The organism is Streptomyces sp. NPDC002623 (assembly GCF_053592635.1).
The window spans coordinates 409,254-428,124 of sequence record NZ_JBSFWB010000007.1; the positions used below are offsets into that span (position 1 = coordinate 409,254).

Here is an 18,871-nt window from a genome sequence, read left to right on the forward strand (position 1 = left end):
TGGGGTAGGGCTGGGCATACCCCGAAGGCTCGGGCCAGAGGGATGGCCAGGCCGTCGGCCGCACTCCTACGGTGATCCGTATGCATCCCCTGCATCCCTTGCATCCCCTTCAACCGTCGGATCCTTCGCCTCCCTTGCCTCCCCCGCCTCCCTCGACTCCCCGGAACGTGTGGCAGGCGTTGTCCCGGCCGGGCTATCTGCTCTCGCCGTGGCCCTGGCGGGCCGTCGCCTATCTGCTGACGGGGGCCGTCGGCGGGGCGGTCGTGCTGGTGGGGCTCGTGCTGTGGGTGGCCGTCGGCGGGGTCCTCGCGGTCGTGCTCGTGGGGCTGCCCCTGCTCGCGGTCACCCTGCTCGCCGGGCTGCCCGTGGGCGCGCTGGAGCGGCGCAGGCTGCGGTGGATCGACGGGGAGCCCGCGCCCGGCGCACATGCCGAGCTCCGTACGCCCGGCGTGCGCGCCTGGCTCACCACCCGCCTGCGCGACCGCGCCACCTGGCGCGAGCTGGGCCACACGCTCCTCGCCGCCTGCCTCCTCTGGCCGGCCGAGGCCGTCCTGCTCGCCGTCGCTCTGGTCCTGCCGCTGGCGATGGCCGCGACCCCGCTGCTGCTGGCGACGGTCGGCGCCGGGCGGGAGATACGGGTGGTGAAGCTGTGGACGGTCACCGGTCAGCCCGCCGCGTTCGGCTCCGCCGTGCTGGGCGTGCTGCTGCTGGCGGGCGGCGCGTACGTCCTCGGCGCCGCCGCCGGGGCGCGTGCCGCGCTGACCCGTCGGCTGGTCGCCCCGCGCGACGGCGGCAGGGAGGCCAGGGTCGTCGAACTGACCCGGTCCCGGGCGCGGTTGGTCGACGCCTTCGAGGCGGAGCGGCGCCGCATCGAACGCGATCTGCACGACGGCGCCCAGCAACGCCTCGTCGCCCTCAGCATGGCCCTGGGCCTGGCCCGGCTCGACGCCCCGCCCGGCGGACCGCTCGCCGAGCAGCTCGCGCGCGCCCAGGACGAGGCGGGCGCGGTGCTCGCCGAACTGCGGGAGCTGATCCACGGCATCCACCCCAAGGTGCTCGCCGACCACGGCCTGGCGGCGGCCGTCGCCGACGCGGCCGACCGGTCGCCGGTCCCGGTGGACGTGGAGTGCGAGCTGCCGGAGGCGGCCCGGCTGCCACAGGCGGTGGAGGCCGCCGCCCACTTCGTGGTCCGCGAGGCGCTGGCCAACGTGGCCCGGCACAGCGGAGCGGCACGCGCGCGCGTGCACGTCGAGCACCGGGACGGAGGGCTGCTCGTGCTGGAGGTGTCCGACGACGGCGGAGGCGGCGCCGACCATGCACGCGGCACCGGGCTCACCGGTCTCGCGGACCGAGTGTCAGTGCTGGATGGAACACTGTCCGTGACCAGCCCGCCCGGCGGACCGACCTTGCTGCGTGTGGAGATCCCTTGCGAGCCGACACCGACACCGACACCGATACCGATACCTCTACCGATGCACGAGCACTTCGCGTCGTCCTCGCCGAGGACAGCGTCCTCCTCCGCGACGGCCTGACGGCCCTGCTCACCCGCTTCGGCCACGAGGTCGTCGCGGCGGTCGGCGATGCGTCGGCGCTGCTCACGGCGGTGGCGGAGCATGAGCCCGACGTCGTCGTCACCGACGTCAGGATGCCGCCCGGCTTCCAGGACGAGGGGCTGCACGCGGCGGTCCGGCTGCGCGCCGAGCGGCCCGGGCTGCCGGTGCTCGTCCTCAGCCAGTACGTCCAGCGCGCGTACGCCGCCGAACTGCTCGACTCCGGGGACGGCAGCGGCGTCGGCTATCTGCTCAAGGACCGCGTCGGCCAGGTCGAGGAGTTCGTGGACGCCTTGCGCGGGGTCGCGGCCGGCGGCACGGTCGTCGACCCCGAGGTCGTACGACAACTGCTGCGCCGGCGCCGCGACCCGCTGGCCCGGCTGACCCCGCGCGAGCGGGAGGTGCTGGCGCTGGTCGCGGAGGGAAAGTCCAACGGGGCGATAGCCAGGGCGCTGGTGGTGTCGGAGGCGGCCGTCGGCAAGCACATCGGCGGCATCCTCACGAAGCTGGACCTGCCCCCGGCCGACGACACCCACCGCCGGGTCCTCGCCGTGCTGGCCTACCTCAGAAGCTGAGGGGCTTCAGAAGCGCCGAGGGTCCTCAGAGGCTGAGGGGCTTCGCGAAGCAGCGGCTGGAGTCGTACTCGCGGTAGTAGCCGAACTTCGTGCACGGCTCGTACCCGGTGGCCGTGTACAGGCTGATGGCCTCGGGCTGCTCGGAGCCGGTCTCCAGGACCATCCGGATCCGTCCGGCCGCCCGCGCGTCCGCCTCCAGCTCGGTGAGCATCCGCCGCGCCAGACCCCGGCCGCGCATGTCCCGCACGACGAACATTCGCTTCAGCTCGGCGTCGCCGTCCTGGTTGCCCTCGCCGTTCTCGTCCTGGCTGCGCCAGCCGCCGGTGGCCACGGGGCGCTCGGCCTCGTCGTAGGCGATGAGATACACCCCGCGCGGCGGGAGGAAGTCGGACGGCTCCAGGACCGTGGCGTCGCCGCCGTCGCCGTAACGCTCGTGGTACTCGGCCTGGACTTCGTCGTTGAGCTTGACCGCGTCGGGGTGGTCGAAGGGGACCCGGCGTATGTTCATGTCACTCACAGTAAATTTGTACACCCTCGTGAAGGCCGGAAACCGGTCGGAAAACTGGACCTCGTCCAGTGTGCCGGTATCGTGCCCGGGTGCTGACCGTGACCTCCGTGAACGTGAATGGACTGCGTGCCGCCGCGAAGAAGGGCTTCGTCGAGTGGCTCGCGGACACCTCCGCCGACGTGCTGTGCCTGCAGGAGGTGCGCGCCGAGCCCGAGCAGCTGCCGGAGGCGGTCCGTGCGCCCGAGGGCTGGCATGTCACCCACGCCCCGGCCGCCGCCAAGGGCCGGGCCGGCGTCTCCCTGTACACCCGCCGTGAACCGGACGCCGTCCGGATCGGCTTCGGCTCGGCCGAGTTCGACGGCAGCGGCCGCTACATCGAGGCCGACCTGCCCGGTGTGACGGTCGCCTCCCTCTACCTTCCCTCCGGCGAGGTCGGCACCGACCGGCAGGACGAGAAGGTCCGCTTCATGACCGAGTTCCTGGCCCACCTCAAGGATCTGCGCGCCCGCGCCGCCGCCGACGGCCGCGAGGTCCTGGTCTGCGGCGACTGGAACATCGCCCACCAGCAGGCCGACCTGAAGAACTGGCGCGCCAACCAGAAGAACTCCGGCTTCCTGCCGGAGGAGCGGGACTGGCTGAGCCGGGTCCTCGCGCCGACGGACGGCGGCTACGTCGACGTCGTGCGCGAGCTCCATCCGGACGTGGAGGGACCGTACACCTGGTGGTCGTACCGGGGACGGGCCTTCCAGAACGACTCAGGGTGGAGGATCGACCTGGCCGTCGCGACTTCAGGGCTTGCCAGGCGTGCGGTCAAGGGGTACGTGGAGCGCGCGGCCAGCTATGAGGAGCGGTGGTCGGACCATGCTCCGGTGACGGTGGTGTTCGAACCGTGAGAAGAGCGGGGCGCACCCGACCGGTACGCCCCGCCTCATTCAGGGCCTGTGCTGGTCGGGTTGGGAGCCTTCGGCCACACCCCGGGGCTGATGGCACAGCCGCCGGGGCCTTTTCGATCTCACTCTCGGAGTGCGAACCGATTTCCGTCCGCTGTCGGCCGGGAAATGGCTCCATGGTGTGAACGCCCGTGAAATCCAGGACGGTTGCAGTGCCGGATGGCGCAATCCGTCGCCGTCGCAACCGGAGCTACTTGTGCTTGCGCAACCGTCGGTCCAGCGCCAGTGAGAGTTCCGCGTCCATGACGCTCGCGGCCAGGGGGCGCAGGCGGGGCAGGTCTTCCTCGGTCGTGTGGCGGAGGATCAGGGCGGTGAAGAGGTCGGCGAGGGCGTCGGCGTGTTCGCGGACGCGTGCGCCGGCCGCGAGGACCTCGGCGAGCGGGATGCCCTCGCGGACCAGGGCGGCGCAGCCGTCCAGCAGCCGTCGGCTGATGTGGACGATCTCGTCGCCGTCCGTGCCCAGGTAGCCGAGGTCGAGGGCGGCGGCGAGGTTCTCCGGGGTGACCTGGCCCTCGAAGCGGGCGGCGAGTTCCTCGGGGGTGAGCCGGACCGGTTCCTCCTCGGTGGGTCCGCCGACGCCGAGGAGGTCGGCGACGTCACGGCCGTGGTCGAGGGCGTCGGCCAACTCCGCGATGCCGTTGAGGGTGTGACCGCGTTCCAGCAGTGCCGCGATCGTGCGCAACCGGGCCAGATGATGGTCGTCGTACCAGGCGATGCGGCCCTCGCGGCGGGGCGGCGCGAGCAGTTTGCGTTCGCGGTAGAAGCGCAGCGTGCGCACCGTGATGCCGGCCTCCCCGGCCAGCTCCTCCGTCCGGTACTCCCGCTTCTCCGTCACGGGCGAAGCCTATGTTCTACCGCCGGTAACTCTCCCTCTCCCGGCCCTACCCATCGGTACGGAGCTGCTCTACGCTCCCATTGCGCCAGTGTTCACTGGCAAGGTCGCAAGGTCGCAAGGTCCGTAGAGTCGCACGCACGGCTAGGAGGCGTCGGGATGACCGAACACGTACGGGTGGCGGTGATCGGATCCGGCTTCGGTGGGCTGGGAGCCGCCGTGCGGCTGCGCCGCGAGGGGATCACCGACTTCGTCGTCCTGGAACGGGCGAGCAGCGTCGGCGGGACCTGGCGGGACAACAGCTACCCGGGGTGCGCCTGTGACGTGCCCTCCCACCTGTACTCCTTCTCCTTCGCCCCCAACCCGGACTGGCCGCGCACGTTCTCCGGGCAGGAGCACATCCGCGCCTATCTGGAGCACGTCGCGGACGTCTTCCGGCTCCGGCCGCATCTGCGGCTCGACTCCGAGGTGCTGCGGATGACCTGGGACCCGCAGGAGCTGCGCTGGGACATCGAGACGAGCGGCGGGCGACGGTACTTCGCCGACGTGGTCGTGTCGGCGACGGGGCCGCTGTCCGATCCCAAGGTGCCGGAGATCCCCGGCCTCGACTCCTTCCCCGGCAAGGTGTTCCACTCCGCCCAGTGGGACCACGGGCACGATCTGCGCGGTGAGCGGGTCGCCATGGTCGGCACGGGCGCGTCCGCGATCCAGATCGTGCCGGCCATCCAGCCCGACGTCTCCCGGCTGACCCTCTTCCAGCGCACCCCGCCCTGGGTGATGCCCCGCGTCGACCGGGCCATCAGCGGCGCCGAACGCGCCCTGCACCGGGCCCTGCCCGTCACCGCCCAGCTGCGCCGCGGGCTCCTGTGGGGCCTGCGGGAACTCCAGGTCCAGGCGTTCACCAAGCATCCGAACGAACTCGGCCTGGTCGAGCAGATCGCGAAGCGGAACATGGCCCGCGCCATCAAGGACCCGGCGCTGCGCGCCAGACTCACCCCCGACTACCGCATCGGCTGCAAGCGGATCCTGCTCTCCAGCGCCTACTATCCGGCCCTCGCGCAGCCCAACGTGGACGTCGTCGCGAGCGGGCTGAGCGAGATCCGGGGGTCCACGCTGGTCGCGGCCGACGGGAGCGAGGCCGAGGTCGACACGATCGTCTTCGGCACCGGGTTCCATGTCACCGACATGCCGATCACCGACCGGGTGGTGGACGCCGACGGGCGGACCCTCGCCGAGAGCTGGAAGGACGGCATGGAGGCCCTGCGCGGCGCCTCCGCCGCAGGCTTCCCCAACTGGATGACGATCATCGGCCCCAACACCGGCCTCGGGAACTCCTCCATGATCCTGATGATCGAGTCCCAGCTGAACTACATGGCCGACTATCTGCGGCAGTTGGACGTCCTCGGCGGGCGCGCGGCTCTGGACGCCCGGCCGAGCGCCGTGCAGGCCTGGAACCGTCGGGTGCAGGAGCGGATGAAGCGCACGGTGTGGAACACCGGCGGCTGCACCAGCTGGTACCTGGACGCGAACGGCCGCAACACCACCGTCTGGCCGGGCACCACCGCCGAGTTCCGCAAGGCCACGCGGCGTGTGGACCTCGCGGAGTACGAGGTCCTGCGGGCCCCCGCCGTCACGGCCGGGAAGGACGACGAGAGGGACGACGAGAGAAACGACGAGAGAAACGACGAGAAGGACGAGGTGACGGCGTAGTGACGGCCTACCGCGAACTCACCGCCGTCTCCGCCGACGGCACCCCGCTGCACGTCGAGATCCACGGCCCCGGACACGGCCCCGGACACGGCCCCGGACACGACCCCGAACACCGCCCCGATCACGATCCCGGGACCGCGCCCGCCGTCGTCCTCGCCCACGGCTGGACCTGCTCGACGGCCTTCTGGGCGGCGCAGATCCGCGACCTCGCCGTCGACCACCGCGTCATCGCCTACGACCAGCGCGGCCACGGACGCACCCCGGCGAGCCCGGTGTGCAGCACGGACGCCCTCGCCGACGACCTGGAAGCCGTCCTCGACGCGACGCTCGCGCCCGGGGAGAAGGCCGTGATCGCCGGTCACTCCATGGGCGGCATGACGATCCTGGCGGCGGCCTCCAGAGGCGTGTTCCGGGAGCACGCGGTGGCCGTCCTGCTGTGCAGCACCGGCGCCTCGCGGCTGGTCGCCGAGTCCACCGTCGTCCCCCTGCGGCCGGGTCGGCTGCGGACCTGGCTGACCCGGCGCGTCCTCGGGTCGCGGGCGCCGCTCGGGCCGGTCACACCGGTCGCCAAACGGATCCTGAAGTACGCGACGATGGGCGCCGGTTCGGCCCCGCATCTGGTGGACGCCTGCGCCCGGATCGTGCACGCCTGCCCGCGCAGGGTGCGGCACGCCTGGTCGCACGTGCTGAGTCTGCTCGATCTCGACCACTCGGTACGGGAGTTGCGGGTGCCGACGGCGGTGCTGGTCGGCACCGGCGACCGGCTGACCCCGCCGGTCCACGCCCATCGGATCGCCGCGGCCCTGCCCCGGTCGCTCGGGGTCACCGAACTGCCCGGCCTCGGCCATATGACGCCGGTCGAGGCGCCCGACCTGGTCAACCGCAGAATCCGGGAACTCGTCACCGCGTACGCACAGTTGAAGGAGGGCGCATGAGCAGCACAGGCAGCAGGGGCAGCATGGGCGGCAGGGTCAGCCTCGAAGGACAGGTGGCCGTCGTCACCGGGGCCGCGCGGGGCGTGGGGGAACTGCTCGCCCGCAAGCTCTCCGCACGCGGTGCGAAGGTCGCGCTGGTCGGCCTGGAGCCGGACGCGCTCAAGCAGGTCTCCGAGCGGCTGCACAGCGACAGCGACCACTGGTACGCCGACGTCACCGACCACGAGGCGATGGCGCGGGTCGCGGCGGAGGTGAAGGAACGCTTCGGCAGGGTGGACATCGTGGTCGCCAACGCGGGTGTCGCCAACGGCGGTCCGTTCGCCGACTCCGATCCGCAGGCCTGGCGGCGGGTCATCGAGGTCAACCTGATCGGCTCGGCGGTCACCGCCCGCGCGTTCCTGCCGCTGTTGAAGGAGAGCCGCGGCTACCTGCTCCAGATCGCCTCGCTCGCCGCGATCACCCCGGCGCCGATGATGACCGCGTACTGCGCGTCCAAGTCGGGCGTGGAGGCGTATGCGCACAGTCTGCGCGCCGAAGTTGCGTACCAGGGCGTCCGGGTCGGCGTCGGATATCTGTCCTGGACCGACACGGACATGGTGCGCGGGGCCGATCAGGACGAGGTGATGCGGGAGTTGAGGCAGCGGCTGCCGTGGCCGTCGAACAAGACGTACCCGCTCGGGCCGGCCGTCGACCGGATCGTGGCCGGCATCGAACGGCGCTCGTCGCACGTGTACGGACAGTGGTGGCTGCGGGGCATGCAGGGCGTGCGCGGCTGTCTTCCCGGGATCGTCGCGACGGTCGGCGCGCGGGAGATGAAACGGTTCGCGCCCAGGCTGCAGGGGATCCGGACGGGGCTGGTGGGCGCGGGCGGCTCGGCCGACGAGCAGGCCAGGAGCACGGGAACTACGCAGCGTAGTTGATCGACATGCGCGCCGTGACCGCCCATGTGAATCTGGTCGAGGCCCCACCAAGGGGCCCCAACCCCCCCTCATCTCCCACAGGAGTGAACCCACATGGGTATGAAGGACAAGTTCCAGGACCAGTCCGAGCAGTGGAAGCAGCAGGCCAAGCAGAAGGCCGAACAGGCCAAGGAGCAGGCCCAGCAGCGCGGCAAGCAGCGCCCCGGCGAGCGCCCCGGCGAGCGTCCGGGAGAGCGGTCGAGCGAGCGTCCGGGAGAGCGGCCGAGCGAGCGTCAGGGTGTGCGCCAGGGCGCGCGGCCGGGTGCGCGGCCGGGTGAGGGCGACGCGGAGCGGATGCGGCGCGAGCAGGAGGACCGGCTGAGCCAGGACTACGACATGTAGTCGTGTCCCAGGCGTAGCTGTACTGCTCGGCTCTTGCCGGTTACTCAGGGTGCCCTTCTCGGAGGGCACCCTGAGTGCGTTGAAACGATGCGCGGTTCCGCGCGCTCCTATGGAGAAGAAGGCGCCCGCGGCGGCAGCTTCGGGCGGCTGCGGTCCGGGACGTCGGTGTGGTCGGGCGGGGTCGCCGGGGGGCCGGTGGCGAGGAGGTCCAGGGCCAGTCGGACCGCGTCGTCGAGTTGGGCGTGGCGGCCCTCGGCCCAGTCGAGGGGGGTGCGCAGGACCTCCAGGTCGGGGGCGACGCCCCTGTTCTCCACGGACCAGCCGTACGCGTCGAACCAGGCCGCGTTCATCGGGACGGTGATGACCGTGCCGTCGCCGAGCCGGTGGCGGCCGGTCATGCCGACCACTCCGCCCCAGGTGCGCTGGCCGACCACCGGGCCCAGCTTGAGGAGTTTGAAGGCGGCCGTGATCATGTCGCCGTCGGAGGAGGTCGCCTCGTCGGCCAGGGCCACGACCGGGCCCCGCGGCGCGTTCGACGCGTACGACACCGGCTGGGCGTTCCTCGTCAGGTCCCAGCCCAGGATCGTGCGGGTCAGTTTCTCCACGACCAGTTCGCTGATGTGGCCGCCCGCGTTGCCGCGCACGTCCACGATCAGGGCCGGTCTCGACACCTCCATGCGCAGGTCGCGGTTGAACTGGGCCCAGCCCGAGCCGCCCATGTCGGGGATGTGCAGATAGCCGCACCGGCCGCCGCTCAACTCCCGTACCACGGCCCGCCGTTTGGCCACCCAGTCCTGGTAGCGCAGGGGCCGTTCGTCGGTCAGGGGGACCACGGCCACTCGGCGGGAGCGGCCCGCCTCGCCCTCCGCGGGGGTGAAGGTCAGCTCGACCGTCGTGCCGCCCGCTCCGGCGAGGAGGGGGTACGGGCCGGTCACCGGGTCGACCTCACGGCCGTCCACGTGGGTGAGCACCGCGCCCTCCCGGATCCCGGTCCCGGCCAGCGGGGAGCGCGCCTTGGAGTCCGAGGAGTCGCCGGGCAGGATCCGCCGGACGGTCCAACCGCCGTCCCGGTGTACGAAGTTGGCGCCCAGCAGACCCTGGAGGCGCTGGTAGTGCGGCGGCCCCTCGTTGCGCCGGGCGGCGGTGACGTACGCGTGGGAGGTGCCCAGCTCGCCCAGCACCTCGCGCAGCAGGTCCGCGAACTCGTCGGGCGAGGCGACCTGTTCGACCAGCGGACGGTACTGGTCCAGCACCGCGTCCCAGTCGATCCCGCACATCCCCGGGTCCCAGAAGTACGCGCGGATCAGCCGCCCGGCCTCCTCGTAGGACTGCCGCCACTCGGCGCCCGGGTCCACCTCGTGCAGGATGCGCCGCAGGTCGATCCAGACCGTGGAGTCGAGGTCCCCGGACTCGCCGGCCGGCACCGCGCGCAGCTCGCCCTCGTCGACCAGGACCAGCCGGCTGCCGTCGCCGCTGAGCGCGAACCAGTCGAGATGGTCCACGAGTTCGGACTTCTTCGCCTTGCTGATGTTGAAGTGTTCGAGGGTGGGCCGCCCGCTGGTGTCGTCCGGGTTGGCGAACGTCTCGCCCAGCGCGCCGGAGATCGGCCAGCGCAGCCACACCAGTCCGCCGCCCGCGACCGGGTACATCGCCGAGTACTTGGACGCCGTCACCGGGAAGGGCGTGACCCGGCTCTCCAGGCCCTCCATCTCGACGGTCACGGTCCCGTCGCCGCCGCCCTCGTCGTCCTCCACCGGGTCCAGGCCGCCGGCGGCGGGTCGGCCCTCCGGGGTCAGGGCGAAGGGGGAGGGGGTCGCCGAGGAGAGCGGCACCAGGTAGGGCCGGCAGCCGAGCGGGAAGGACAGGTCGCCGGTGTGGACGTCGTAGACCGGGTCGAAGCCGCGCCAGGAGAGGAAGGCGAGGTAGCGGCCGTCGCGCGTGAACACGGGGTTCTCGTCCTCGAACCGGCCGTTGGTCACGTCCACGATCAGCCGGTCCTTTATGCGGGCCATCTTGATCTGCCGCAGGGAGCGCCCGATGCCCGGATGCGACCAGGTCAGCCAGGTTCCGTCCGGGGAGAAGGCCAGGTCGCGCACGGGTCCGTTGGTCGACGAGATGACCTCGGTGACCTCCCCGTCGGACTCCTCGGTCGCGTCGATGAGCAGGAGCCGGCCGTCGTGCGCGGCGAGGGCGAGGCGTTCGCCCTGCGGGTCGGAGACCATCTCCAGGACCCGGCCGAGTTCCCCGGAGGCCAGCCTGCGGGGCTCGCGGTCGCCGGTGGCCCGCGGCAGAAAGGCGATCTCGACGGCGTCCTCGCCCTCCGCGTCCGTCACATAGGCGACCTGGCCGCCCGAGCCGAGCATCTCCGGCAGCCGCACCCGTACCCCGGGGGTGTCGGTGATCGTCCGGGCGGGGCCGTCCCGGTGGGTCAGCCAGTAGAGGCTGCCGCGGACGACGACGGCGCTCGCCCGTCCGGTCTCGTCGACGGAGACGCCGTCCACGTGCTGGGCGGCCGGGATCTGGTACGGCCGCCGCCCGGCCCGCGGACCGTTCAGCCGGACGTCGAGGCGGCGCGGTGCGGAGTCGGCGGCGAGGTCGTCGACGATCCACAGCTCCCCGGCGCACTGGTACACCACCCGGGTCCCGTCGCTCGATGCGTGCCGGGCGTAGAAGGCGTCGTGGTCGGTGTGCCGGCGCAGGCCGGAGCCGTCGTAGGCACAGGAGTAGAGGTTGCCGACGCCTTCGTGGTCGGAGAGGAACGCGATCCGTCCGCCGACGAAGAGGGGGGAGTCGAGATGGCCGTCGAGGCCTTCGAGGAGCCGCTGCCCGTGCAGCCACAGCCGGCCGGTGGCGCCGCCGCGGTACCGCTTCCAGGCGGCCGGTTCATGCGGTGGGGTGCCGGTGAGGAGGAGGGTCCGGCGCTCGCCGTCGAGGTCGGCGACCTGGAGGTCGGAGACCGGGCCCCAGGGGAGTTTGCGGCCGGGGCAGCCGTCGGTGGGGACCTTGTAGGCCCAGGTGAAGTAGGAGAAGGGCTCGCCGTGGGAGGCGACGGCGAGGATGTCGCTCTCCGGTGTCCAGCCGCGGACCTGTGTGTCGGAGCTGCCCCAGTAGGTCAGCCGCCGGCCCGGTCCGCCCTCGACCGGCACCAGATGGATCTCGGGGACGAGACTGCGCCAGCTCGTGTAGGCGATCCGGCGGCCGTCGGGGGAGAAGCGGGGGTGTCCGGCCTTCGTCCGGTCGACGGTGAGCCGCCAGGCGCGGCCCGGGTCGTCGAGGGGGGCCAGCCAGAGGTCGTCCTCGGCCACGAAGCACAACAGGTCACCGCTGAGGTGGGGCAGGCGCAGATAGCTCACCTCCCCATGCTTTTCCGGGGGATGGACCAGGGCAACTTATGACAGATGTGCGACATGTGTACGTGGCGCCGGTCGACGTGAGGCAGAGCACGTACGAAACAGTTTCGTTTCGCATGAGAGTGCGCTACATTCGTCATGTACGGATACGGAACCGTGTCGGTTCAGCTGGGTCCAGAGCGGGAAGGTGAGCGGAATGACTGAGGTCGCAACGGCGCGTCGCAGCCGCATCACCCCCGAGCGCGAGGCCGAGCTCTACGAGGCCGTGCTCGAACTGCTCCGCGAAGTCGGCTACGACGCCCTCACCATGGACGCCATCGCCGCTCGCACGCGATCCAGCAAGGCGACCCTCTACCGCCAGTGGGGCGGCAAGGCCGAGCTGGTGGCCAGGGCGGTCCGGCACGACAAGCCGGGCGGCTCCGCCGGCGCGGTCGACACCGGCTCGGTCCGAGGCGACCTGCACGCCCTCACGATGCGTTCGGACGACTGCGAGATGGAGCAGAACTCCGCGCTGATGCGAGGCCTGGCCATGGCGATCCACGGCAACCCGGACCTCCTGAAGGCGTTCAAGGAACACCTGATCGAGCCGGAGATGGCCGAGTTCCGCCGGGTCATGCAGCGGGCGGTCGACCGGGGCGAGGTCCGCGCGGACAGCCCGGCGCTCGCGTTCGTCCCGCACATGATGATCGGCGCGTTCGCCGCCCGCACCATGCTCGACGAGCAGCCGCCGACGCAGGCCTTCCTCCTTTCGTACATCGACGCAGTGGTGCTCCCCGCCCTCTGCGCACCCACCACCACCTGACCGTCCCCACGGTCCGCCCTCCTGACGTCACCGCTCACGTCGTCGGGCCGATCACCCGTGTCTCCCCGCCGGGTTGGTCAACCCTGCCCTTGGGGTCCGACACAGGCCCCCACACACACGACCTGACCGGGAGTACGCCTCCGTGGCCACGTTCCTTTACAAACTCGGCCGACTCGCCTTTCGCCGACGACACTTCGCCGTCCTGATATGGGTGGCGCTGCTGACCCTCGCAGGCGTGGGCGCGGCCTCCGCGCCCGCCGCCGGCACCTCCTCCTTCTCCATCCCCGGCGTCGAGGCCCAGAAGGCCTTCGACCTGCTGGAACAGCGGTTCCCGGGCGGCAGCGCCGACGGCGCCACCGCCCGTGTCGTCTTCAAGGCGCCGGACGGCCAGAAGGTGACCGACACCGCCAACAAGGCGATCGTCGAGAGGACCGTCAAGGAGCTCGGCGACGGCTCCGAGGTCGTCTCCGCCACCGACCCGTTCACGTCCAACGCCGTGAGCAAGGACGGGACGATCGCCTACACGTCGGTGAAGTACGACGTCTCCGCGATCGAGATCCAGGACTCCACCCGGGACGCCCTGGAAGCCACCGGGGACAAGGCCAAGGACGCCGGGCTGACCGTCGAGATGGGCGGTGACGCGCTGCAGGCCGAGCCCGAGCAGGCGGCCACCGGCGAGATCATCGGCCTGGCCATCGCCGCGATCGTCCTCGTCCTCACCCTGGGCTCGCTCGTCGCGGCCGGACTTCCGCTGCTGACGGCGATCATCGGCGTCGGCATCGGCGGCGCCACCATCACCTCCCTCGCCAGCGCGTTCGACCTCGGCGACTCCACCGCCACGCTGGCCCTGATGATCGGCCTCGCGGTCGGCATCGACTACGCGCTGTTCATCGTCTCCCGCTACCGCGGCGAGCTGGCCGAGGGCCGCGACCGCGAGGAAGCGGTCGGCCGGGCCGTGGGCACCGCCGGCTCCGCGGTGGTCTTCGCGGGCCTCACGGTCGTGATCGCGCTGGGCGGACTCGCGGTCGTCAACGTCCCGATGCTGACCAAGATGGGCCTCGCCGCGGCGGGCACGGTCGTCATCGCCGTCCTCATCGCCCTCACCATGGTCCCGGCGCTGCTCGGCTACGCGGGCCGCAAGGTCAAGCCGGCCGGCGAGAAGGGCAAGCTGCTCGGCGGCCGCAAGGCGAAGAAGGCCGGATCCGCCGAGGCCGCCACGGACGGCTCCGTCGCCGACCGGCCCAACATGGGCAGCCGCTGGGCGAGCTTCGTCGTCCGTCGTCCGGTCGCCGTGCTGCTGCTCGGCGTGGTCGGCCTCGGCGCGATGGCCCTGCCGGCCACCCAACTGGAACTCGGCCTGCCCGACGAGGGCTCGCAGCCGACGTCCACCACCCAGCGCAGGGCCTACGACCTGCTGTCCGAGGGTTTCGGGCCCGGCTTCAACGGCCCCCTGATGCTCGTCGTCGACGCCAAGGACAGCGCCGACCCGCAGGCCGCCGCCAACGCGGTGACCGACGAGGTCAAGGGCCTCAAGGACGTCGTCACGGTGACCCCGCCGACGTTCAACAAGGCCGGCGACACCGCGATGATCACCGTCATCCCGGAGTCGAAGCCGTCCTCGACGCAGACCGAGGACGTCGTGCACGCCATCCGTGCCGAGGGCGTCGACGTGACGGCCGACACGGACGCGAAGGTGCTGGTCACCGGCACCACGGCGATGAACATCGACTTCTCGCAGAAGCTCAACGACGCGCTGATCCCGTACCTGGGCCTGGTCGTGGGCCTCGCCTTCCTCCTCCTCATCGTGGTCTTCCGCTCGATCCTGGTCCCGCTGAAGGCGGCCCTCGGCTTCCTGCTCAGCGTGCTCGCCGCGCTCGGCGCCGTCGTCGCGGTCTTCCAGTGGGGCTGGCTGGGCGGTCTCATCGGCGTCGAGGAGACCGGCCCGATCATGTCGATGATGCCGATCTTCATGGTCGGCGTGGTCTTCGGCCTGGCGATGGACTACGAGGTGTTCCTCGTGACCCGGATGCGCGAGGCGTACGTCCACGGCGAGAGCGCGAGCCAGGCCGTGGTGACCGGCTTCCGGCACAGCGCCCGGGTGGTCGCCGCCGCCGCGGTCATCATGATGGCCGTCTTCTCCGGCTTCATCGGCTCCACCGAGCCGATCATCAAGATGATCGGCTTCGGCCTCGCGATCGCCGTCTTCTTCGACGCGTTCATCGTGCGCATGGCGATCGTGCCGGCCGTCCTCGCCCTGCTGGGCAAGAAGGCCTGGTGGATCCCGAAGTGGCTGGACCGTGTCCTGCCCAACGTGGACGTCGAGGGCGAGGGCCTGCAGAAGCTCGTCGAGGCCCAGCACTCGGATCCGGACGAGGACCGGGAACTGGTGCGCGTCTGACGCCCCGTTCCGACTGAAGGACCGCCGGTGAGGGCTCCGTGGGGACGGGGCGCCCTCACCGGCTTCTTTTTTGTGTCCCGCTTCGCGCCCCGCTTCGTGTCCCGCTTCGTGACCCACTTTCGGGTGAGGCGCGGTCCCGTCCCGGGCCATGCGGGCCGGTCAGGCCAGGGTTCGGAGCGTTCGTTACATACATGGACATTGAAGGCTACTGTCACCGAAATATGGTCGGTTCGTAACGAGCGGTGTCAATGGGGCGCTTGGTGCGTGGTGATGGTCAAGTGTTGGCCGTGCGGCCGATTGGTCCGCAAACCCGCACAAATTAGGAGACCTTGTGTCTGCTTCTGTTTCCGCTCGCTGTCTCGCCGTCGCCGCGGTCGCCGCCGCCGTGGTCGGGACGGTGGCGCTGCCGGCCTCCGCCGCCGACCACCCGCGTCAGGACCGGCCGAAGGTGGAGATCAGCGCCGTGCAGTACGACGCACCGGGCCGAGACGACCGTTCCGCCCGCTCCCTGAACAAGGAGTGGGTGGAGCTGACCAACACCACCCGCCACGAGATCAACCTGCACGGCTGGACCCTCTCGGACGAGAGCGGCGAGACCTACACGTTCCGCCGCTACCGTCTGGCCCCCCGCGCCACCGTCCGCATCCACACCGGTGAGGGCCGCGACACCCGCAGCGACCTGTTCCAGGACCGTCGACGTGAGGTGTGGGGCAACCGCGCCGACACCGCCACCCTGCGCAACGACCGCGACCGCTTCGTCGACGAGGAGTCCTGGGGCCACGACCGTCACCACGGCGGCGACCGCAACCACGGCGGTGACCGTCAGCACCACGGCGGTGACCGCAACCACGGCGGCGACCGTCAGCACCACGGCGGCGACCGCCACTGACCGACCCGCACGGCCCGCGGCGCGTCCGACCCTTTCTTCCGGGTCGGGCGCGCCGCTCTTTCATGTCCCGGGCGTCGGTCCGGGTGATCCAAGGGACTTCGTATCCTTGGGCCGGATGAGCACTCGGGTACGGATACACCACGTACGGCTGGGCGGCGACGAGTTCCGGGTGATCCGGGCGGACCCGGCCGCCGGACGGCTGGCGCTGCGCGACGACCGGCACTGGCTGTCGATGTACGCCGACCGGGACGGCGCGGCCCAACTCGTCGCCCTGTGGGCGCTGGCCGCCCGATCCGCCCGGTCGCTGGTCCATCTGCCGATCCGGGCCGACCCGGTCCCCGAGGGCGTCGTCGGCGACGGCGAGCCGGTCGCGCTGGATGTGGTCCTGGTCCACCACAGCCTGCAGTTTCCGACCGCGTCGTGGAAGCAGATCAGGGCCCGCCTCGGCGCGGGCAGACCCCATACCGTGACCACCCCGGACCAGGACTTCCCCGACGAGACGGCCATCGACCACGACCGGCGTCACCACCGGGAGTTCCGCGACCACCTCGATTTCGACATCGCCGCGCACACCCTCTTCGTCGTGGGCAGCTCCACCGCGTTCCGGGAACACGGCACCGCGCTGCGCGCCCTGGTCGACGAGGCCCCGTCGTATGCCCATCGCCACCCGGGCGCCGGGGCCGGGCACTTCTGCGTCGAACTCGGCGCCGGCCCCTGGCCGCACGCCACCGCCCGCCGCCACGTACCGGCCCGTCTGCACATCCAGTACTCCGACACCTGGCGCATCTGACCGACGGCGCTCGGTCGACGGCGCTCGGTCGACGGCGCTCAGTCGACGACGGCCGTCGCCTCGATCTCGACCAGGTGGTCGGGGACGTCCAGCGCCGCGACGCCCAGCAGCGTGGCCGGCGGGACCGGGGTCACCCCCAGCTTCGCGAACGCCCGCCCCGCTCCCGCCAGGAACAGGGGCATCTTGTCGGGCGTCCAGTCGACGACGTAGGCGGTCAGCTTCGCCACGTCGTCGAAGGAGGCGCCGGCCGCCGCCAGGGCCGTACCGATGTTGAGGTAGCACCGCTCGACCTGCGCCGCGAGGTCGCCTGCGCCGACCGTGACTCCGTCGGCGTCCCAGGAGACCTGTCCGGCGACGAAGACCAGCTTCGAGCCGGACGCGACCGACACCTGCCGGTAGACGTCGATCGTCGGCAGTCCGGCGGGGTTCATCAGGGTGATGGGCATGACATTGCCTGCTTCCGTGCTCTCTTGTGGTTACTGGGGAACCGTAAGAGAGTGGCTCCTGACATGGAAGAACGCACTTTTCGGTGACTGGGGAACCTGATGGTGACCAAGCAGTTCAAGGGCACGCCCGAGGAAATGGCGGACCTCAGGCGGGCCGACTCCCTCGCGCGCGAGATCTTCTCGGACGTCGCCAACAAGTGGGCGCTCCTGATCATCGAGGCCCTCGGCGAACGCACCCTCCGCTTCAGCGAGCTGCGGGACGAGGTCGAGGGCATCAGCCACAAGATGCTCACCCAGAACCTCCGCATGCTGGAGCGCAACGGCCTCGCCGAGCGGACCGTGCACCCCACCGTGCCGCCGCGCGTCGAGTACACCCTCACCGAGGCGGGCCGCGGCCTGCGCGCGACGGTCGACGCGATGTGCGACTGGACCCACCGCCACCTCGGCCACATCGAGGCCTCACGCCACAGCTTCGACGCCTGACGGCACAGCTTCGACGCCTGACGGCACGGCAGCGGCGCCTGACGGCACGGCCTCGACGCCCGACGGCGCGTCGTCACGCGCGGAATCCGCTCGCCTGCCCCCTACACCGACCGTTAGCGTGCCCGCATGACGACGTCTGCCGCGCACCCCCGTTTCGCCGAAGCCCTCCGCGTCCTCGGCCTGGACGACCTTCCGACGCGCAGCTTCCCCGAGGCCACCCGGACCGCAGCCGAGGCGGCCGCCGCGATCGGCTGCGAGCTGAGCCAGATCTGCAAGTCGCTGATCTTCGCGGCGGACGGCGTCCCGGTGCTGGTGCTGATGGACGGGGCCTCGCGGGTCGACGTGGAGCTGGTCCGCAGAGAACTCGGCGCCGGCAAGGTCACCAGGGCCGCCGCCGACGTCGTACGCGAGACGACCGGCTACGCGATCGGAGGCGTCCCGCCCTTCGGCCACCGCACCCGGACCACGGTGCTGGCCGACCGCAGTCTCCTCGCCCACGACGTCGTCTGGGCCGCCGCGGGCACCCCGCACACCGTGTTCCCCATGGCCCCCGCAGACCTCGTCGAGCACGCCGACGCGACCCTCGTGGACGTCCGCGAGCACACCGCGTGACACCGCTGGTCACCACGGCCGTCCTGGTCGCCGCGGTCACCCACGCCGGCTGGAACGCCATCGCCCACCGGATCACCGACAAACTCGTCGGGTTCACGCTGATCGCCGGCGGCGGCATGGTCATCGGGCTCGCGCTCGCACCGTTCACCGCGTTCCCGGCGCCGGCCGCGTGGCCGTACCTGCTCGGCTCCTCGCTCATTCATATCGCCTACTACGCGCTGCTCATGCGGTCGTTCCGGCTCGGCGACTTCGGGCAGGCGTACCCGATCGCGCGCGGCTCCGCGCCCCTCGTGGTCACCGTCCTGGCCGCCGTGTTCGTGCACGAGGTGCCCGACGGCTGGGCGGCCGCCGGGATCGCCCTGTCCTGCGCGGGACTGACCGGCGTCGCCCTGTGGGGGCTGCGCGGCCGGCGGCCCGACTGGGCGGCGATCGGGGCCGCGCTGGCGACCGGACTGACCATCGCCGCGTACACCGTCGTCGACGGCCTCGGCGTCCGCGCCTCGGGGTCCTCGCTGGGCTACATCGCCTGGCTGATGGCCGTGCAGGGCTTCGTCCTCCCGGCCTACGCCGTCCACCGCTGGCGCGGCCGGACCGTCGCCCTCCTGCGTCCCTTCGCCGCCGTCGGCCTCCTCGGCGCCGCACTGTCCGTCCTCGCGTACGCCCTCGTCCTGTGGGCCCAGACCCGCGCGGAACTGGCGCCGATCGCCGCGTTGCGCGAATCGTCGGTCAAGTCTGGCTGA

At 71.6% G+C, this 18,871-nt stretch carries 18 protein-coding genes; 14 read left to right on the forward strand and 4 right to left on the reverse strand.

From position 1 onward, the window contains the following. Window positions 1-167: 167 nt before the first annotated feature. Both ACWD4O_RS16135 and ACWD4O_RS16140 read left to right on the forward strand, forming a co-directional pair. Window positions 168-1,532: a sensor histidine kinase gene (locus tag ACWD4O_RS16135; RefSeq protein ID WP_451280289.1), complete on the forward strand. Its 1,365-nt coding sequence runs from the start codon at window positions 168-170 to the stop codon at window positions 1,530-1,532. Continuing rightward, window positions 1,529-2,125: a LuxR C-terminal-related transcriptional regulator gene (locus tag ACWD4O_RS16140; protein ID WP_451280329.1), complete on the forward strand. Its 597-nt coding sequence runs from the start codon at window positions 1,529-1,531 to the stop codon at window positions 2,123-2,125. Before ACWD4O_RS16135 ends, ACWD4O_RS16140 begins: the two co-directional genes overlap by 4 nt. A gap of 25 nt (window positions 2,126-2,150) precedes the next feature. Here ACWD4O_RS16140 and ACWD4O_RS16145 read toward each other — a convergent pair whose 3' ends face one another. Continuing rightward, on the reverse strand, window positions 2,151-2,633 hold the full coding sequence (locus tag ACWD4O_RS16145; RefSeq protein ID WP_451280290.1) for a GNAT family N-acetyltransferase: 483 nt from the start codon (window positions 2,631-2,633) through the stop codon (window positions 2,151-2,153). A gap of 89 nt (window positions 2,634-2,722) precedes the next feature. Between ACWD4O_RS16145 and ACWD4O_RS16150 the strand changes: the two genes are divergently transcribed. Further along, the gene (locus ACWD4O_RS16150) at window positions 2,723-3,526 is read left to right on the forward strand and encodes an exodeoxyribonuclease III (protein WP_451280291.1); all 804 of its coding nucleotides are present in this window, start codon (window positions 2,723-2,725) and stop codon (window positions 3,524-3,526) included. 247 nt (window positions 3,527-3,773) lie between these two features. On the opposite strand, the gene ACWD4O_RS16155 is transcribed toward ACWD4O_RS16150, so the two are convergent. Beyond that, a complete protein-coding gene (locus ACWD4O_RS16155) occupies window positions 3,774-4,418 on the reverse strand; it encodes a MerR family transcriptional regulator (protein ID WP_451280292.1) in 645 nt (214 codons plus the stop codon). A 156-nt stretch (window positions 4,419-4,574) separates the two neighbouring features. On the opposite strand from ACWD4O_RS16155, the gene ACWD4O_RS16160 reads away from it, so the two are divergent. From ACWD4O_RS16160 to ACWD4O_RS16175, 4 genes are all read left to right on the forward strand, one after another. Beyond that, window positions 4,575-6,125: a flavin-containing monooxygenase gene (locus tag ACWD4O_RS16160; RefSeq protein ID WP_451280293.1), complete on the forward strand. Its 1,551-nt coding sequence runs from the start codon at window positions 4,575-4,577 to the stop codon at window positions 6,123-6,125. Continuing rightward, window positions 6,125-7,060, forward strand: coding sequence for an alpha/beta fold hydrolase (locus ACWD4O_RS16165; RefSeq protein WP_451280294.1), 936 nt, complete (start codon window positions 6,125-6,127; stop codon window positions 7,058-7,060). The genes ACWD4O_RS16160 and ACWD4O_RS16165 overlap by 1 nt, the downstream gene beginning before the upstream one ends. A 23-nt stretch (window positions 7,061-7,083) precedes the next feature. Further along, on the forward strand, window positions 7,084-7,980 hold the full coding sequence (locus tag ACWD4O_RS16170; protein ID WP_451280331.1) for an SDR family oxidoreductase: 897 nt from the start codon (window positions 7,084-7,086) through the stop codon (window positions 7,978-7,980). A gap of 93 nt (window positions 7,981-8,073) precedes the next feature. Then, window positions 8,074-8,361, forward strand: coding sequence for a hypothetical protein (locus ACWD4O_RS16175; RefSeq protein WP_451280295.1), 288 nt, complete (start codon window positions 8,074-8,076; stop codon window positions 8,359-8,361). Window positions 8,362-8,468: 107 nt separating this feature from the next. On the opposite strand, the gene ACWD4O_RS16180 is transcribed toward ACWD4O_RS16175, so the two are convergent. Further along, window positions 8,469-11,714, reverse strand: a complete 3,246-nt coding sequence (locus tag ACWD4O_RS16180) for a S41 family peptidase (protein ID WP_451280296.1) — start codon at window positions 11,712-11,714, stop codon at window positions 8,469-8,471. A gap of 193 nt (window positions 11,715-11,907) precedes the next feature. Between ACWD4O_RS16180 and ACWD4O_RS16185 the strand changes: the two genes are divergently transcribed. The 4 genes from ACWD4O_RS16185 (at window position 11,908) to ACWD4O_RS16200 (ending at window position 16,590) form a co-directional block, all read left to right on the forward strand. Beyond that, window positions 11,908-12,513, forward strand: a complete 606-nt coding sequence (locus ACWD4O_RS16185; protein WP_451280297.1) for a TetR/AcrR family transcriptional regulator — start codon at window positions 11,908-11,910, stop codon at window positions 12,511-12,513. Window positions 12,514-12,655: 142 nt separating this feature from the next. Further along, window positions 12,656-14,911, forward strand: a complete 2,256-nt coding sequence (locus ACWD4O_RS16190) for an MMPL family transporter (RefSeq protein ID WP_451280298.1) — start codon at window positions 12,656-12,658, stop codon at window positions 14,909-14,911. 331 nt (window positions 14,912-15,242) lie between these two features. Further along, entirely contained in the window at window positions 15,243-15,800 is a 558-nt protein-coding gene (locus ACWD4O_RS16195) for a lamin tail domain-containing protein (protein WP_451280299.1), read from the forward strand. Between the two features lie 115 nt (window positions 15,801-15,915). Continuing rightward, entirely contained in the window at window positions 15,916-16,590 is a 675-nt protein-coding gene (locus ACWD4O_RS16200; RefSeq protein ID WP_451280300.1) for a hypothetical protein, read from the forward strand. Between the two features lie 38 nt (window positions 16,591-16,628). Here ACWD4O_RS16200 and ACWD4O_RS16205 read toward each other — a convergent pair whose 3' ends face one another. Continuing rightward, window positions 16,629-17,036 carry a RidA family protein gene (locus ACWD4O_RS16205; RefSeq protein ID WP_451280301.1) on the reverse strand — a complete coding sequence of 136 codons (408 nt, stop codon included), beginning with the start codon at window positions 17,034-17,036 and terminating at the stop codon, window positions 16,629-16,631. A 99-nt stretch (window positions 17,037-17,135) separates the two neighbouring features. On the opposite strand from ACWD4O_RS16205, the gene ACWD4O_RS16210 reads away from it, so the two are divergent. The 3 genes from ACWD4O_RS16210 to ACWD4O_RS16220 all read left to right on the forward strand — a co-directional run bounded on the left by ACWD4O_RS16210 (window position 17,136) and on the right by ACWD4O_RS16220 (window position 18,871). Continuing rightward, the gene (locus ACWD4O_RS16210; RefSeq protein ID WP_450950076.1) at window positions 17,136-17,519 is read left to right on the forward strand and encodes a winged helix-turn-helix transcriptional regulator; all 384 of its coding nucleotides are present in this window, start codon (window positions 17,136-17,138) and stop codon (window positions 17,517-17,519) included. 126 nt (window positions 17,520-17,645) lie between these two features. Further along, entirely contained in the window at window positions 17,646-18,131 is a 486-nt protein-coding gene (locus ACWD4O_RS16215) for a YbaK/EbsC family protein (RefSeq protein WP_451280302.1), read from the forward strand. Beyond that, complete coding sequence (locus ACWD4O_RS16220) at window positions 18,128-18,871, forward strand: EamA family transporter (protein WP_451280303.1); 744 nt, start codon at window positions 18,128-18,130, stop codon at window positions 18,869-18,871. Before ACWD4O_RS16215 ends, ACWD4O_RS16220 begins: the two co-directional genes overlap by 4 nt.